The sequence below is a fragment of the Paenibacillus sp. FSL R7-0333 genome (assembly GCF_038000365.1).
GTDB classification, from domain to species: Bacteria; Bacillota; Bacilli; order Paenibacillales; family Paenibacillaceae; genus Paenibacillus_AQ; species Paenibacillus_AQ silagei.
The window spans coordinates 4,295,646-4,312,018 of the sequence record NZ_JBBOBZ010000001.1 but is presented as its reverse complement, the minus strand read 5'-3'; the positions used below and the strand labels follow the sequence as shown (position 1 = coordinate 4,312,018).

Genomic DNA, 16,373 nt, shown 5'->3' with positions numbered 1-16,373 from the left:
AAGGGGGCGTTGTTTTACGTTGTGCTTAGTTACCAGTGTTACTAGCTTTGTCCATTTCGTATCCATATACTGTATAGCCAGCGCTAAACCAATCTTGGAGTGTGCTAGTTTCCTTTTTGTCAGTTGTGTGTTGGGTTAAGAATTTATTATTATTGTTGTTGCCTGTATTTTTTGTGATTATAGCAGTGTGATCGACATGTCCATCAGCTCCAAAGTCCGCATTTACGGCATCACCTGTTTGTAGAGCGGTCACACTTGATGCAACGCCAGCTCTTTGACTCCAATGTTTATAGAAATTTTGCGCTCCTCCCCACGTGTGAGTAGGCATAAGAGGTCCGAACCTCCAAGCATCATCAGCAGTTACGTGGGAACCTGTTCTAAATTTCATCCCTCCTGCATAAATCGCTTGGGATACAAAGTTAGTGCAATCATTCCATTGCGACCAACAAGATGAATTCGCTACATTACAGCCTGCTTTTTCAGCATAATATGTTGAATACGTGGGATTTCTTTTGTTCCACCAACTATAAGCATAGTCACGGGCTGCTATGTTGTCATATCCGTTTGCGGAAACGGCTAGTGGACTAACCTCGTCTGTTGCGAAAGAATCAAAGTTTGTTTCGCTACTAGTTGTTGTTTCGTTATTGGCTGTAGATGGAGCAGTAGAAGGAGCATCTGAAGGAATCGGTAAAAGACCATTTAATTTAGTAAGTTCTGCATTGGAGAGTGTTACGTTGTTTTTAAGCTTATTTTGATATGTTTTCAATTGTACATTAAGTTCATAGTTTTCATACCAATCAATAAATTTTACATATTCAACTATCTTTTTCATGTCCTCTGCAGAGAATAATTCAAAAGAAGTTCCTAACGAGAGTACATATTTTTGATATTCCACATTGTCTAAGTCTGTTTTGATAGCGATACCATCTTTATTCAACTGGTTTTCAACCAAGTTGATAGCATCTTTGTGTTCAATAAGAGCTTTTTCCTTCACCTCTGCTGACTTTCCAGGAAGCACATTATAAAACTGGATATCACTAGCTTTAATTTGAATATCAGCATTCTTCTCTGAATTAGTCTCTGCGGAAACAGCACTTCCCATTAAGCTGAAGCCTAGAGCGAACGTTCCGACAATCAACCAAGTCTTCTTGAAGTTCAATTTGCCACTCTCCCATTGTCATATTTTGTAATGCCGTTCATAGTTATAAACGCCAAAAAAGGGAAAAGCTTCCTTGGAATTTTAAATTTTTTTTAAACAATATTTTTTTGAGATATTCGTCCTAAGCAGGCGTAGGCTGAAGGTATCGCTGAAGCAAGGAAAAAAGGGAAGCACCTGGGGCGGCCGCAAATAAACTTGAACACTCTTACTTTTGGACAAAGAAGATAATGGATACCAATTATGAGAGCTGGAAGAGTAACGATTTTTCGGCTGTAGAATTTATGAATAGACTTGGTATAAGAAGAACACTTTTTACAAATTAATGAGGGAATTTGATGAAGTCTAAATTATGCGTAAGGAAGTGTAGTGCGTTAGATTTACAGTATATCGGTGAAAATAGTAGCTCTGGCCATTACAAGAGAAGAGAATGATACCATTGCTTGGTTATCGGGACTTGATCGGAGTACAATTGATAGTATTCTGAGCTTTATTAAGTCTGAGTAAAAGTAAAATGTGAGGGGAATCCGAAATGGATAGTATTATTTTTGATCTGGACGGTACGTTATGGGACCCGACGGAGACCGTAGTAAGTGGATGGAATCAAGTGATTAGCAGCTATAAGGGAGCAGCCAAAGAGGTAACGATAGACAATTTACAAGGCATTATGGGGCTGCCGGTGCCGGAGGTTGGCCGAAGGCTGTTTCCTGATGCAGATGATGAGATCCGGCAGAAGATTATGGATGAATGTTGTGATATGGAGTGTCTCGTTCTGTCGCAACAAGGCGGAGGGTTGTATGCTCGGGTGGAAGAGGTGCTTCAGGCATTATCGGCTAAATATAAGCTGTTCATCGTAAGCAACTGCCAGGCGGGGTACATTGAGGCCTTTTATGCGTATCATGGGTTGCAGAAGTATTTCACAGACTACGAGAATCCGGGGAGAACCGGACTGTCCAAGGGAGAGAATATTAAGCTGGTCATGGACAGAAATCATCTGATGAGTCCTGTCTATGTAGGCGATACAGAAGGGGATAGGAAGGCGGCCAGGTTCGCGGGGATTCCTTTTGTATATGCAAGATACGGCTTCGGTGAAGTGAGCAGTCATGATTATGTGATTGACCGGCTGGATGGGCTGCTGGAATTGTTCTGAAGCGGCCCTTGGATAAAGGAGGATCTCTTCCTGCAAAAGCTGGAGTTGTCTTACAGCCATTTCATGGCTATGAAGACAACTCCTTATTCAATTCCGGCGATAATGCGGCGGATACGCAGAGGATAGCGTACCAGTGGTACGGTTGGCTCAGACGGCTGTCCAGCCCCCGTCCACATACAGCGTCTGGCCTGTCGTGTAGCTGGAAGCATCCGAGGCGAAGTAGAGGACAGCGCCGTTCAATTCATCGGGGTTGCCGGGCCGGCCCATGGGGCATAGCGAATTATACTGCTCCAGAAATTGGTCCTGGTAGAGCGCGCGGGTCATCCGGCTGGGGAACAGGCTGGGTCCGATCGCATTCACTGTGATTCCGTAAGGAGCAAGGGTCGCGCCCATGCCGCGGGTCAGATTCACGACTGCGCCTTTGGAGGCATTATAGGCATGCAGGGCAGCCAGCTTGCTGCCCTTCACACCGCAGATGGAAGCAAGGTTGATAATGCGGCCCGCCTTGCGTTCCTTCATGGCCGGGATCACAGCTTTGGACATGAGATAAATACTCTTCACATTGGTATCCATCACCCGGTCCCATTCCGCTTCCGCCAGTTCCTCGACAGAGCCTGTGGATGCAACTCCGGCATTATTCACCAGGATATCAATCTGTCCGAAATGCTCCAGAATGCTTGCTACCGCCGATTCAATCTCCGTGCCGCGGGTTACATCACATTGGAGCGGAAGCGCCCGGCGGCCCTGGGCTTCAATCTGTTGCCGCGCCGATTGCGGCTCGTCCACTCTTACATCCAACAGGGCAACATCCGCCCCTTGCCCGGCCAGAGCTTGGACCAATTCCGCGCCTATTCCCCCGGCTGCGCCTGTCACCACTGCTACTTTTCCGCTCAAATCAAATGGATTTCTCACAGGCACACCTCCATTAATTCCACCAATCCCAGCGCAAGTTGGAGTAGGGAAGGAACTGTTCAGGATCTACAGCAGTCAGAACCTCACCGCGTTCAAGGACGGTATTGCTGACCGTGTAGATGCCGCCCAGCATACGAACGACTTCCAGCTCGGCCCAAGGATCATGCGGAGAGTCATGCAGGTGAATCTCTACTTCTGCCGCCGTGCGCACACTGATATCCATCGAGGCTGTCTGCCGGATCAGCAGCGGTCCAAGATCGAATCCGCGGCCATCCGGTGACTTGGAATACTTCATGTTGAAGACAGGCAGGCCGTTACCGTAATGTGCGGAGATGATACTCTCACCGTCTGCGGCATTCATTTTCCCGCTAAGCGCTGCCTCTACATGGAAGAATTCAGTACCCCGCCGGGAGACGCTGCCTGCTATATGGTGATCCTCCTTCTGGAGACTGATATCGGCCATCTTCTTGGGGAAGCCGTATATTTCACGCCCTAGCCCCATCGCGATATCATCGCTGATCGGCATGGACAGGCAGTAGGTGCCCGGTTGCCCGTTGTAGGCTGCCAGGACGAAGACCGCGGCTTCACGGTAAGGCTCACAGAAGCTGGTGCGGGGATAGTTAGCTACAAAAGCGTGCACAAGCGGCCTTGGACCCGGCGTAAGCGGGGCGGGCAGAATGCTGCGGATCACTTCGGGCGAAGTCTCCCAATAGACAGTTAGTGTCTCGGCATTATAGAAGGTCGTAGGTGTATTGATTCTTTTGGTAATCTCATTCACATCTTTTACGAAGCTGCTCATCTGAATCTCCTCCTGTGATATAGGGTCACGAATAATGTAACATGACTATTCCAGTGATTATATATATGGAAAATATAAAAATAAATGGGAATTTTGTGCGCGGCGCACTATAATAATCAAGGGGGGAGAGCGATGAATGTAACCTTTGAACAGATTAGCAGACAATTTAGTAAGCAAGCCCTACATATCCAGTGGAACAAAGCAATAACGACAGCATATTCAGATACGATGCTGATTACGAGGAACCTGACGCATTTTGCACCTGAATATATCTATGTAGGCTACCGGTCCGGATTACCGGATCACGCAGAAGGGTTGGAGCAGGCCAGCCTGATGCTGATTAATGATACTGTGGAGCCAGCTTCAGGTCAGCATCAGCAGATATATAGCAGACAGAACCGTATGGAATTCGGGGCAGGGGAAGATGTATTCGAGCTCTATAATCAAATCCGGGGGCTGTTCCTGGAAGAGGCTGAACGGGAGCAGGCTAAGGGCCGAATGCTTGAGGCCTGTGTCGCCGGCAAAGGACTGGATGCAATCGTCTGTGCGGCGGCAGAGCTGATGGGCAATCCGGTAATTATCATCGATGTAAGCTATAAGGTTCTGGCTTCTTCGGATTGTAGCGGGGTTAGCGATCCCATCTGGAGCGATAATCTGCACAAAGGCTACTGTTCCTATGATTTCATAGCTGCCGTCCACCAACTGAAGAGTGTGCAGACCGGCATAGAGTCGCTGGAGGCTTACGAAGTGGAATGTAGCGGAAGCCAGGTGACCAAGCTGGTCGCCAGGATTAGGATCGGCAGCAAGCCTGTCGGGAATGTGATTGTGCTGGGCGATACACGCCCGATTGAACAGAAGGATCATGAACTGGCGGGTTTTACGGCCGGGCTGGTGGCAGCGGAGCTGGCGAAGAACAGCTTTTACCGGAATTCGAGCCAGGCGGAATATGAAGAGCTGATCTATGAATTGCTGGAGAATGGGGAGAACGGTTCACAACTAATTCAGGAGAGCCTGCGGAGCGGAGTGCATCTGCCTAAGGGCAGATTGTCTATTCTGGTGCTGGAGCTTGCGGGGTACGATGCCTCTGCTTCCGGCAAACAGACTGGTTATTTAAGGGATCAGCTGCACCTGCGTTTCGGGGAGGAGCGGCTGATCTTTTACCATGAGTATATGGTGGGGGTCAGTGAGGGTGATACTGCATCGTCTAGGTCAAGAGAGTATGATCCAAGCTTGCGGGAATTTCTCGTCAGCCATCAGATCCGTCTGGGAATCAGCCGGGAATTCACCGACCTTACAGACTGCCGCAAATATTATCTGCAGGCGCTCAAGGCACTGGAGATCGGGCGGATCGTCTGGCCTGCGGAACCGCGCATCTTGTATGCTGATGTGCAGCTGTATGATCTGTTGTCCCCGCATGCGCAGCATGATTCCCGGGATGTCACCCATCCGGCGCTTACGGTCCTGCGTGTATTCGATGAGAAGCATCATGCCGACTTGTATCATACCCTCTATTGCTATTTGAAGAACAACCAGCAGCTGCAAAAAACCGCCGACGAACTATTCGTCCACCGCAACACCCTGCGGTACCGTTTACGCCAGATCGACGAACTGATTCAGCTTGATTTGCGCCAGATCGATCAGGTACTAAGGCTATATATGTCCTATCAAATGACAGATTATCTGGAAAAGCTCCATGGGGGAGGGAGCCCTTCTCGTTGAAACGGTACCGTCCTTTAAAAGGACGGCAAATCCGTTTCCACTTGTTATTTGGCAGCAGCTGCGTTCTCCCGCATTAGCTTCATACACACCTGAGGCTCTTCCTCCACTTCCCTGCAAGGCGCACACACCTCAAACCCAAACTTTCGCACAGTTGCCATCGAAGCAGCGTTATGCGGATGAGTCAGGATATAGATGCAATCCACATCAAGCTGTGTGAAGCACGTGTCGAGAAGTACGGGCAGGGCCTCCGACATATAACCTTGCCCCCAATAGTCCTTCCAGATGTCATAACCGATCTCCACCTGCTTCCGCTCAGCGTCCCAATAATGATAGCCGCAGGTGCCAATGAAGGAACCGGTCTCCCGGTCAAACATCCCATAGCGGTGATGGCCTTTGCCTTCAGGCTGGGCGTAATGTTCAATGATTTCAATGGCTTCAGTATAATCGCAGGGCGGCTCACTGAAGTATCTGCACATGTCCGGGTCCGAGAATTGTCGGTAGACCGCGTCGATGTCGGACTGATTCAGTAAGCGGAAGTGGAGACGGCTGGTTGTAAAAGGTTCGGATAAGTTCATTGATGATTCTCCTATTCATGGACAATATTTCATACTATTATTATGCGATCATATAATAGGGTTGTCTATGACCGTGAACCCGGTTGTTAATGTATGGTAAAATATAAGCACTACGTCTATTTATTGAAGGGGTGTGCCTATGAGGCCGAAGAGATTAACCAAAAACCTGGCAGCCGTACTTGCTTCTGCAATGTTGTTCACAGGTACCGGAATTACCGTTCTTGGCGCTTTCCCGCAGAAGATCGAGGCAGCGGCGGTGAAGCCTACTACAGCCTTCGCTTTATTCGAACAGAGGTTGCAAAAGCCTTCGTCCCTTGGCCTGGCCCAAGCTACGCTGGTTAACCGGATCGGCCAGATGACGCAGCTCGAAGCGAATCTGGCAGTACTGCATCTGGAGAATGCACTAAAGGCTTACCTTCCTACGGCAACCAAACGTATGAATGCGCCTGTCGTTCAACTGAATATCAAGAACATATATACGACCGGGATGCCAATGGCGCTCGCACGCTCCAAGGTGAGACAGGCCGAGGTCCGTGTGGTCCTCCAAGACCTGGAGGGGATGGGCTACAAGCTGGTGCAGGATGGCGGATTCGTGCCCGCCCTTCCTTATAAGAACTTCAAAGTCTTCAAACCTTATGTCAGTAAGGATCTGCAGGTCTATATCGACCTGATGGCGACAGAGTCGGAGCAGCCGGTGGCGGCTGGTGAAAGGTTACTGGTGGACTGGTACCAGGTCATAGAGCGGGCCGTGCAATACGAGGATTTTGTGCAGACGTATAAGACCTCTAACCGTGCTGCGGCGATGACAGAAGCGCTAGTGCGGGCCAAGCGGATTGTGTTCAACGGCACGCCCAAGACACCGCTGTTCGACAAGAAGACACAGGTCATTCTTGAAAAGGCAGCCATCGCTTATGAGAATACACTGTCGGAGGCAGGCCCCGAGAGAATCGAGGGCAGCAGGCTGCTGACGGAGCTGGATGATTTCCTGCTGCTTGTAGAGAAGAACGGGGATCAGCGAACGCAGGCCGTTATTGATTATCTGAATGCTTTATGAGTCTGAAGTAGGGATGGGTGTAATACAGTGAAGAAACCGGGCTATTTCTCGAAGCAGCCCGGTTCTTTTGCGTGCATATTGGGGGCGGGAAGACCCGCAAAGCATATCTTCCTATAGGTCGAAAGCGTCATAAATCACAGAAAAGGAAAACGATTACAATTATAATGTAAGCGTTATCTAATGATCGTGTTCATTTATACGCAAAGGGAGGAAGACGGCTTGAGTACCCACAAGATTTCCTTTAACATGCTTGTCTTTATCGGTTTTAGCCTTCAGTATGCATTGATGCATCTCTTATCTGCAGGTGAGGTGATTGTGATTTCATCCGCTGAGCTTATCCTTTATATGGTGCTTACCTTTGCCGGGCTCGGCAGATTCTTTCGGCGCAGAAGGCGGCTTCTGAACGAGAGGGGCTGCGGAAGCACCGGACTTTTTTTCAGCGTGTTATGGACGGTGTCACTCTGCTCCCAGTTCCGTAAGGAGAACTACCCGGATGCGCTGACCATTATTAATTCGCTAGGCGTGTCAGCGGCTGGACTGATTCTGCTTACTGAGATTATTGTGTTATTTAAGGTATGAGTGACGGTTACGATACTAGAGGGAATCTATTCGGCTGGCTCCGAATGAATTCCCTCTTTTTCTGCTGCTTTCCTATACCCTTATGTACGAAGCGAATACTGTTGTTTTTGATTTTACAAATCCTGATAAACAATATTTATGAGTTCAATCTTTAAGGTCTGAATGGCTTCTTCCCGCGGCAGCATAATGAACCGGGATAAATATTCGATGTCCACCGAGAACAGGCTTAGGATATCCTCCATGGACGCTTTATCTCCGCTTTGTGCTTTTTTTACGGTCTCGATGAATGGATAAGATTTTCCTTCAGGACTTCCAGTCCCTTGCGTTTCCATTTGCTAACCCCCTGTTGAGTCATTTGCAGCTCGGCTGCTACTTCTTGTTCGGCCATTCCTTCTATGACTGTTCTTTTGATAATATACCTGCATTTTGCCCATGGTAGCATATCCAGAAGCTCATCGACGAACAACTCAGAAACGACCATACTTTCAAAGCTGTTGTCGTAGCATTCATTATCGTAGAGCGGATTACTTTCCTTTATCAGCTGAATGCGAGTCTTGTACTGGATTCTCCATGCTGAGCGTTTTAATAATTTCCTGCAGGTTTCAACTAATTCGTCATCACAGGTAACCATGAATTTTCCTCCCCATGTTCAGTAGTACCTTCATTCCAGGGTCCAGCGGAGCCTGTTCCCCCAGGCCTGACCTAACCAATCGCTGATCCTCTCATATAACAAGTAAAATATTCCATAGATTCCACAACTGACAAAAACAAAAATTTACAAGAATACTATTTTTCTTGCGAAAGTTGTAATAATTATTTCTGGATTACCTAGTATTACGAGAATACAAGACAATAGATTGTCGAAATTCCCATTTAGGAGGCGATGGCGATGAGTGACTATGTAACACCTGAGATGATGAGCACCCTGATGACCGCGCTGATTATTCCGCTGCTGGGGCTGCTGGCGAGGTCTGTAATTGCTTATATCAAGCGGGAAATTGCCGGGCTTGAGCAGAGAATCGAGAATGAGGCAGTGAACAGCCTGCTTCAGCGGGCGGGGGATGCTGTTGAATCCGCCGTAATCGCCGTCAATCAGACGTTCGTGGAGACACTCAAGCAACAAGGCAGTTTCGACACGGAGGCGATGAGGAAATCTTTTCTGCTGGCTAAAGAGAAGGCGATAGCGATCCTGGGAGAAACCGCACGGAAGGAGCTGAGTCTTGTGATCGGCGACCTCGAAGCCTGGCTCGAAACGAAAATCGAAGTTTGTGTGAACCGGAATAAACAGTTGTAAAAACACGTCCGGGTTTCCCTTTGATTAGTAAAGGAGGTCCAGGCTTCACCATGATCACTGTGCTCATTACTAAAAAGTTAGGGGATGTATGATGAAACATTCGAAAAGGAAATGCAAGCTTGTTCAGCAAGGACGGTTGGGCATAATCAGCAGATGGCTGTGTCTCTCGCTTCTAATTCTGATGCTGGCGCCAGGCGCTGTGTTCGGGTCAGGAATATTAGCCCGTAACATTGTTCCGGGGCCTGAAGCGGACACTGCCTCTGCAGCAGTGTATGAGGCAGAGCCGCCAGTACCGGAGCCGCAGATTCAACGGGGGGCAACAGTTAAGGATTCGGTCTATCGCTCCGTGTATCAATCGGTGTATGAGATAGATCCTACCTTGGGAGTCATCCTAAATCATGGAGCCTATCAGATGAGTCTGATGGCGCTCAGTAATGTCGAGGGGTCGATGAGCCCGGTATCGCCGCTGCTGCAGCAGATCCGGTTGTCGCAGGCCTCGGGTGTGGTTCCAGGGGGGCGCGGCTTTATGCTTCCGCAGGTGGTAGCGGTCAAGGATCTGGCGGGTAATCCGCTGCCGGGTATTCCCGTCACCTTCACCGTCTCGGAGGACAGTACAATTACTGCGGTCATGCGCGGGCTTAACAGTACTGGAATTACAGTGGTGTCGGATGCAAACGGATATGCATCTGCGGCTAACAACTATACAGGTTATATTGGTGAAGGCTATCAGGTCTATTCGAAGGGAACCGGGGTCATTAAGACCATGGAGGTAAAAGCTACCGTTCCCGGTCTTCAGCCGGTCACCTTCAAGGTAGAGGTCGGTGCCGTAGGCTCTAACCTGATCGACACGACCCCGCCTTCCATTAAGGCCACGGCGGTGACGGATAACGGTGCGCCTTATATTGCCGGGACCTGGACCAGTCAATCCGTGACTGTACATTATACGGCAGAGGATACGTTGTCAGCGATCAAATCACTGACTCCGGATCAGAAATTCACCGCTGAAGGAGCAGGTCAGACGGCAACGGGCAAGGCTGTTGACAGTGCGGCTACCAGTGATGAGGATAAGAACCATTATTCCATCGCAACCTTCGGTCCTATCCATATTGATAAAAGCGCTCCAGTTACAGAAGTAGCTGTAACGGGCGCTGAATCCGGCAGCTGGAGCCGGGGGAAGGTTGCGCTGCATTTTACCGCTGAAGATGCATATTCCGGTGTGGACGCTGTGTATTACAAGCTGGGTGAGAATGCAGCAGTGAGAACTGCCGGCTCCAGCGCGGCGCTGGAGTTGGAGTTGGAAGGAGCGACTACTGTCAGCTACTGGGCGGTGGACAGAACCGGGAATGCAGAAGCTCCCCGGACGGTAGTGGTGCAAATTGACAAGAGCGGTCCGCTGATTGCCAGTATTCTAAGCCCGGAAGCCAATGAGAAGGGCTGGAACAGCACGGATGTTACGGTCTCTCTTACCGCGTCAGATGCCCATTCCGGAGTGAAGGAGATCCATTATAGACTCGGAACGGATGGCGAAGAACAGAGTGTGGCAGGCAGCTCGGCTGCTTTTGACGTATCGGTGGAGGGAATTATCCCTCTGGAGTTCTGGGCCGTAGACCATGCAGGCAATCTGACCGCTGTGCAGAAGGCCGAAGTGAAGATTGACAAGACGATCCCGGTCATTACTGTTCCGGCGAATATTACAATGGAAGCGAAGGCGGTACGTACCCCTGCCGATATTGGACAAGCCTCCGTACAGGATATCTCGGTCCCGGATGTTCTCCTGACAAATGATGCACCTGCAGACTATCCGATCGGGACAACTACCGTCAAATGGACAGCGGTGGACCCGGTAGGACTGACCTCCTCACAGGTGCAGAGAATTACTGTAAAAGATACGACAAAGCCGGTACTAACCGTGCAGGGAGATATGGTTGTGGAAGCTACAGCGGTTAAAACGCCGCTTGTGGTCACCGGAGCGTCGGCTACGGATATCTTCCCGGTTATTGTGGTGAATGACGCGCCGAAGGAATTCCCCATTGGTCCGACTACTGTCACCTGGACGGCGACCGATGCGAACAGCAATGTGACTACAGCAACCCAGAAGGTCACCGTAGTAGACAGAACTAAGCCGTTACTGACGGTTCCAGCCGATATTACAAAGGAAGCTGTAGGCCGAAGAACTGTGGTAGATCCGGGGAAGGCCGCCGCCACAGATATTTTCAAGGTAAATATTACGAATAATGCGCCTGAGGATTATCCGGTGGGCGTAACCAAGGTAAGCTGGACGGCTAAGGATGAGAATGGAAATATCTCTACAGCAGATCAGTTGATCCGCATTACCGATACCACCAAGCCTGTACTGACAATACCGAAGGATATTACCGTAGAAGCTACGGCTAGACGGACGAAGGTGAATATTGGACAAGCCGAAGCCAGCGATCTGTTCGATGTGCTTCTAACTAAGGATGCCCCGGCGGATTATCCGGTGGGCGTGACCAAGGTTACCTGGACCGCCACAGATGAGCATGGAAATGTCACCGAGAAAGTGCAGAAGATTACAGTTACAGATACAACGCCTCCACAGTTAACCGTGCCTGGAGACATTACCGCAGAGGCAACCGGCATTAAGACTCCAGTGGAGCTGGGGGAAGCGTCTGCCAAGGATATTTTCAGTGTTACTGTGACCAACAACGCCCCGGAACGCTTCATCTTCGGGACAACAGTCGTTACCTGGACGGCTACAGATGAGAACGGCAACACCACCAAGACAACACAGACGGTGAAGATCGTAGACACGACGAAGCCGCTGGTCACACTGCCAGGGGGTATAACGGCAGAAGCTACGGGAGCAAGCACAAAGGTAGACATCGGCCAGCTTGTGGTTACAGAAATTTTTGCCGTGACGGTCAAGAATGATGCTCCGGCGGAATTCCCGCTTGGAACCACCAAAGTAACATGGACAATAACGGACGAGCATGGCAATGCAACTAAGGGGACGCAAGAGGTCAAGATCGTAGATACGACCAAACCGGTCATTACAGCGCCGGAGGATCTTACGGTGGAGGCCACGGCGGTCAGATCCAAGGTTGCTCTGGGCGAGCCGGTAGTCTTCGATCTGTTCGAGACCGGGATCATTAACGATGCTCCGGTTGATTTCCCGGTCGGGACCACACTGGTTACCTGGATGGCCAGTGATCCAAGCGGCAATGTGGCAATCGCGAAGCAGAAGGTGAAGGTTGAAGACACTACTGCGCCTAAGCTGTCTATCCCGGCAGACGTCAAGGCAGAGGCTACAGCCATCAGAACTCCGGTTGTGACTGGCGAGGCCACGGCTACGGATATTTTTCCGGTTATTGTAACGAGCAATGCTCCCGAGAATTATGCCGTGGGCGTTACCGAGGTAATCTGGACGGCGAAGGATGCCAACGGTCTGGTAACCACCGGCAAGCAAAAGGTGACCGTAGTAGATACCACGCTGCCCATCCTGACGATTCCGCAGGATATCAGTGTGGAGGCTACCGCAGTAAATACTCCGGTTCAAATCGGCAAGGCTACGGCTACGGATCTGTTCCCGGTCACGGTGGTCAGCAATGCTCCGGCCAGCTACCCGCTCGGCAAGACCATTGTCACCTGGAAGGCGACTGATGCGAACGGCAATTTCAGTACCGGAACGCAGACGATTACGGTAACAGACACAACGGCCCCGGCAATCGCTGACATTCCGGACTACATTGCAGAGGCCACCGGACAGACGATGCAGATTAAGCTGCCGGTGCCTGCGGTCACCGATATCTTCGGGGTTGCCGCAGTGAGCAGCAATGCTCCGGCTTCTTATCCCCTGGGCGTGACTGAAGTCACCTGGACAGCGAAGGATGTGAACGGCAACGTATCCACGCGCAAGCAAAAGGTTACTATCTTGGACACCACGAAGCCGATGCTTACCGTGCCTGAGGATCTGACGGTAGAAGCGGCGGCGGTAGAGACTCTGGTGGAGATCGGTCAAGCGTCTGCCACGGATATCTTCAAGGTGACGGTGAAAAATAATGCCCCGGAAGCATATGCGCTGGGCGTAACAGAAGTGATCTGGACGGCAACTGATGCGAACGGCAATGTGACTACGAAGGTGCAGAAGATCAAGGTCGTGGACACGACGAAACCGGCGCTTACCGTGCCGGAGGATCAGACAGTGGAGGCAATGGCTGTTGAGACTCCAGTGGAGATCGGTCAAGCGTCTGCCACGGATATCTTCAAGGTGACGGTGAAGAATAATGCCCCGGAAGCATATGCGCTGGGCGTAACAGAAGTGATCTGGACGGCAACGGATGCGAACGGCAACGTGACTACGAAGGTGCAGAAGATCAAGGTCGTGGACACGACGAAACCGGCGCTTACCGTGCCGGAGGATCAGACAGTGGAAGCAACAGCTGTTGAGACTCCAGTGGAGATCGGTCAAGCATCTGCCATGGATATCTTCAAGGTGACGGTGAAGAATAATGCCCCGGAAGCTTATGCGCTGGGCGTAACAGAAGTGATTTGGACGGCAACCGATGCGAATGGCAACGTGACAACGAAGGTGCAGAAGATTAAGGTTGTGGACACCACGAAGCCGGCAGTAACTGTGCCAGAGGATCTGACAGTAGAAGCAACAGCTGTAGAGACTCCGGTGCAGATCGGTCAAGCAGCGGCCACGGATATTTTCAAGGTGACGATGAAGAATAATGCCCCGGAAGCGTATCCGCTGGGTGTAACAGAAGTGATCTGGACGGCAACGGATGCGAACGGCAACGTGACAACGAAGGTGCAGAAGATTAAGGTCGTGGATACGACGAAGCCGACACTAACTGTACCGGAAGATCTGACGGTAGAAGCAACAGCTGTAGAGACTCCGGTGCAGATCGGTCAAGCAGCGGCCACGGATATTTTCAAGGTGACGGTGACATCGGCTGCTCCGGCTGCTTATCCGCTGGGAACAACGACAGTTACCTGGAAGGCCAAAGATATCAATGGTAACGAGGTAACCGGGGTACAGCGGATTACCGTAGTGGATACGACACAGCCTTTGCTGAAATTCGAAGGACCACTGCAGCTGACCAAGGAAGCAACGGCTCTGGAAACCCCGGTAGAACTGGAAGTGCCAGCGGCGCTGGATTTCTTCCCGGTCACTCTAACCACAGATGCTCCGGGAGAGCATGGCGCGATCACTTCTGAGAAGACCCTAACCGCAAATTTCCCTATCGGTACTACGATTGTAAAATGGACAGCAATAGACAGCAGCGGAAATTCCGCAGTGGGCATCGTGAAGGTGACTATTGTCGATACGGTCAAACCTGCTCTTAAGCTTCCGGCTGATATTACTCTAGAAGCATCAGCCCTAAAAACTCCGGTGGATACCGGTGTGGCCACGGCTACGGATATTTTCAAGGTAACAATAACCAGCAACGCGCCAGAGGCCTTTGCGCTGGGAGTGACCGAAGTGGTCTGGACCGCTACGGATGCGAACGGAAATGTTAGCACAGGCGTGCAGAAGATCACGGTGGTGGATACGACGAAGCCGGTGCTGAAGCTTCCGGCTGACAAGACGGTGGAAGCAACGGCGCTGAAAACTCCGGTGGAGATCGGCGTAGCAACTGGGACGGATATTTTCAAAGTAACGGTAACCAGCGACGCCCCTGAGAGCTATGCGCTCGGAACCACAGATGTCAATTGGACCGCTACAGATGCGAACGGCAATGTCAGCACAGGTGTGCAGAAAATCACGGTGGTGGATACGACGAAGCCGGTGCTGAAGCTTCCGGCTGACAAGACGGTGGAAGCAACGGCGCTGAAAACGCCAGTGGAGATCGGCGTGGCAACAGGGACAGATATTTTCAAAGTCACAATAACCAGCAACGCCCCTGAGAGCTATGCGCTGGGAGTGACGGAAGTGGTCTGGACCGCTACAGATGCGAACGGGAATGTCAGCACGGGCGTGCAGAAGATTACGGTGGTGGATACCACGAAGCCGGTGTTGAAGCTTCCGGCTGACAAGACGGTGGAAGCAACGGCGCTGAAAACTCCGGTGGAGATCGGAGTGGCAACGGGGACGGACATTTTCAAAGTAACAATAACCAGTAATGCGCCTGAGAGCTATGCGCTGGGAGTGACCGAAGTGGTCTGGACCGCTACGGATGCGAACGGCAATGTCAGCACAGGCGTGCAGAAGATTACGGTGGTGGATACCACGAAGCCGGTGCTGAAGCTTCCGGCTGACAAGACGGTGGAAGCAACGGCGCTGAAAACTCCAGTGGAGATCGGCGTGGCAACAGGGACGGATATTTTCAAAGTCACAATAACCAGTAATGCGCCTGAGAGCTATGGGCTGGGAACCACAGATGTCACTTGGACCGCTACAGATGCGAATGGCAATGTCAGCACGGGCGTGCAGAAGATTACGGTGGTGGATACGACGAAGCCAGTGCTGAAAGCTCCGGCAGATGTTGCTGCTCCGGCAACCGGAACCAAGACGCTTGTGAACCTGGGCCAAGCTACAGCGAGCGATATCTTCGGAGTTGTGCTGAAGAATGATGCTCCGGCTGACGGCTTCCCGTTAGGAATAACAGTGGTCACCTGGACGGCCACGGATGTTAACGGTAATGTATCGACGGCGGTGCAGAATGTAACTGTTACTCAGACGTTCAAGGTTCAATCGTATAATGCGAGCAGAAGCAGCGTGACGAATACGATTTTTCCGCGAATATCCTTTGAGAATACCAGTAAGTCTACCTTACAGCTCTCCAGCATCAAGCTCAGATATTATTACACCGTCGATGGAGAGAGATTCCAGAGTTTCTATACGGATTATGCCAGAGTATCCGGCTCGAATACCAGGGTGATTCAGTCCTATGTTACGGGAAGCTTCCAGAAGACAGCAGGCAAAACCGGCAGTGATTATTATCTGGAAATCGGCTTCACCAACAGTGCCGGAAGTCTGAAGCCGGGAGAAACTGTAGAAATTCAGTGCAGATTCTGGAAATCGGATTTCTCTAATTATAATCAGACTAATGATTATTCCTTCAATGGACTGGCAACGGGCTTTACAGATACCAGCAAAATTACGGCCTACTCCTCCGGCAATCTGATTGCAGGGATGGAACCGTAATCG

The 16,373-nt window shown here is 50.6% G+C and carries 12 protein-coding genes; 6 read left to right on the top strand and 6 right to left on the bottom strand.

Features of this window, described 5'->3' with window-relative positions:
* Positions 1-25: 25 nt before the first annotated feature.
* Positions 26-1,159, bottom strand: coding sequence for an amidase domain-containing protein (locus MKY86_RS18170; RefSeq protein WP_083685787.1), 1,134 nt, complete (start codon positions 1,157-1,159; stop codon positions 26-28).
* Between the two features lie 529 nt (positions 1,160-1,688).
* Here MKY86_RS18170 and MKY86_RS18165 point away from each other — a divergent pair.
* A complete protein-coding gene (locus MKY86_RS18165) occupies positions 1,689-2,306 on the top strand; it encodes an HAD family hydrolase (RefSeq protein WP_076086083.1) in 618 nt (205 codons plus the stop codon).
* A 147-nt stretch (positions 2,307-2,453) separates the two neighbouring features.
* Here the strand turns inward: MKY86_RS18165 and MKY86_RS18160 are convergent, their stop codons facing one another.
* Positions 2,454-3,218, bottom strand: coding sequence for an SDR family NAD(P)-dependent oxidoreductase (locus MKY86_RS18160; protein WP_076086086.1), 765 nt, complete (start codon positions 3,216-3,218; stop codon positions 2,454-2,456).
* Positions 3,219-3,231: 13 nt separating this feature from the next.
* Positions 3,232-4,017 (bottom strand): acetoacetate decarboxylase family protein, encoded by a 786-nt coding sequence (locus MKY86_RS18155; RefSeq protein ID WP_083685789.1) that lies wholly within the window; start codon positions 4,015-4,017, stop codon positions 3,232-3,234.
* Between the two features lie 132 nt (positions 4,018-4,149).
* Here MKY86_RS18155 and MKY86_RS18150 point away from each other — a divergent pair, with 132 nt between their 5' ends.
* Positions 4,150-5,736 carry a PucR family transcriptional regulator gene (locus MKY86_RS18150; RefSeq protein ID WP_076086089.1) on the top strand — a complete coding sequence of 529 codons (1,587 nt, stop codon included), beginning with the start codon at positions 4,150-4,152 and terminating at the stop codon, positions 5,734-5,736.
* 44 nt (positions 5,737-5,780) lie between these two features.
* On the opposite strand, the gene MKY86_RS18145 is transcribed toward MKY86_RS18150, so the two are convergent.
* Positions 5,781-6,311: a GNAT family N-acetyltransferase gene (locus MKY86_RS18145; protein WP_076086092.1), complete on the bottom strand. Its 531-nt coding sequence runs from the start codon at positions 6,309-6,311 to the stop codon at positions 5,781-5,783.
* Positions 6,312-6,450: 139 nt separating this feature from the next.
* Here MKY86_RS18145 and MKY86_RS18140 point away from each other — a divergent pair, with 139 nt between their 5' ends.
* The gene (locus tag MKY86_RS18140) at positions 6,451-7,365 is read left to right on the top strand and encodes a hypothetical protein (RefSeq protein ID WP_076086095.1); all 915 of its coding nucleotides are present in this window, start codon (positions 6,451-6,453) and stop codon (positions 7,363-7,365) included.
* A 219-nt stretch (positions 7,366-7,584) separates the two neighbouring features.
* Positions 7,585-7,944, top strand: coding sequence for a hypothetical protein (locus MKY86_RS18135; RefSeq protein ID WP_340827319.1), 360 nt, complete (start codon positions 7,585-7,587; stop codon positions 7,942-7,944).
* A 113-nt stretch (positions 7,945-8,057) separates the two neighbouring features.
* Here the strand turns inward: MKY86_RS18135 and MKY86_RS18130 are convergent, their stop codons facing one another.
* Entirely contained in the window at positions 8,058-8,186 is a 129-nt protein-coding gene (locus MKY86_RS18130; protein WP_235192101.1) for a hypothetical protein, read from the bottom strand.
* A 29-nt stretch (positions 8,187-8,215) separates the two neighbouring features.
* Positions 8,216-8,575: a sigma-70 family RNA polymerase sigma factor gene (locus tag MKY86_RS18125; protein ID WP_076086101.1), complete on the bottom strand. Its 360-nt coding sequence runs from the start codon at positions 8,573-8,575 to the stop codon at positions 8,216-8,218.
* 258 nt (positions 8,576-8,833) lie between these two features.
* Here MKY86_RS18125 and MKY86_RS18120 point away from each other — a divergent pair, with 258 nt between their 5' ends.
* Both MKY86_RS18120 and MKY86_RS18115 read left to right on the top strand, forming a co-directional pair.
* Positions 8,834-9,238 (top strand): hypothetical protein, encoded by a 405-nt coding sequence (locus tag MKY86_RS18120; RefSeq protein WP_076086104.1) that lies wholly within the window; start codon positions 8,834-8,836, stop codon positions 9,236-9,238.
* A 91-nt stretch (positions 9,239-9,329) separates the two neighbouring features.
* Positions 9,330-16,370: an HYR domain-containing protein gene (locus MKY86_RS18115; protein ID WP_340827315.1), complete on the top strand. Its 7,041-nt coding sequence runs from the start codon at positions 9,330-9,332 to the stop codon at positions 16,368-16,370.
* Positions 16,371-16,373 lie beyond the last annotated feature (3 nt).

Bases quoted from the DNA above. Each gene is read 5' to 3' on its own strand.
- MKY86_RS18165 (WP_076086083.1), top strand. From the start codon at position 1,689: ATGGATAGTATTATTTTTGATCTGGACGGTACGTTATGGGACCCGACG.
- MKY86_RS18155 (WP_083685789.1), bottom strand. From the start codon at position 4,017: ATGAGCAGCTTCGTAAAAGATGTGAATGAGATTACCAAAAGAATCAAT.
- MKY86_RS18150 (WP_076086089.1), top strand. From the start codon at position 4,150: ATGAATGTAACCTTTGAACAGATTAGCAGACAATTTAGTAAGCAAGCC.
- MKY86_RS18145 (WP_076086092.1), bottom strand. From the start codon at position 6,311: ATGAACTTATCCGAACCTTTTACAACCAGCCGTCTCCACTTCCGCTTA.
- MKY86_RS18140 (WP_076086095.1), top strand. From the start codon at position 6,451: ATGAGGCCGAAGAGATTAACCAAAAACCTGGCAGCCGTACTTGCTTCT.
- MKY86_RS18130 (WP_235192101.1), bottom strand. From the start codon at position 8,186: ATGGAGGATATCCTAAGCCTGTTCTCGGTGGACATCGAATATTTATCC.
- MKY86_RS18125 (WP_076086101.1), bottom strand. From the start codon at position 8,575: ATGGTTACCTGTGATGACGAATTAGTTGAAACCTGCAGGAAATTATTA.
- MKY86_RS18120 (WP_076086104.1), top strand. From the start codon at position 8,834: ATGAGTGACTATGTAACACCTGAGATGATGAGCACCCTGATGACCGCG.
- MKY86_RS18115 (WP_340827315.1), top strand. From the start codon at position 9,330: ATGAAACATTCGAAAAGGAAATGCAAGCTTGTTCAGCAAGGACGGTTG.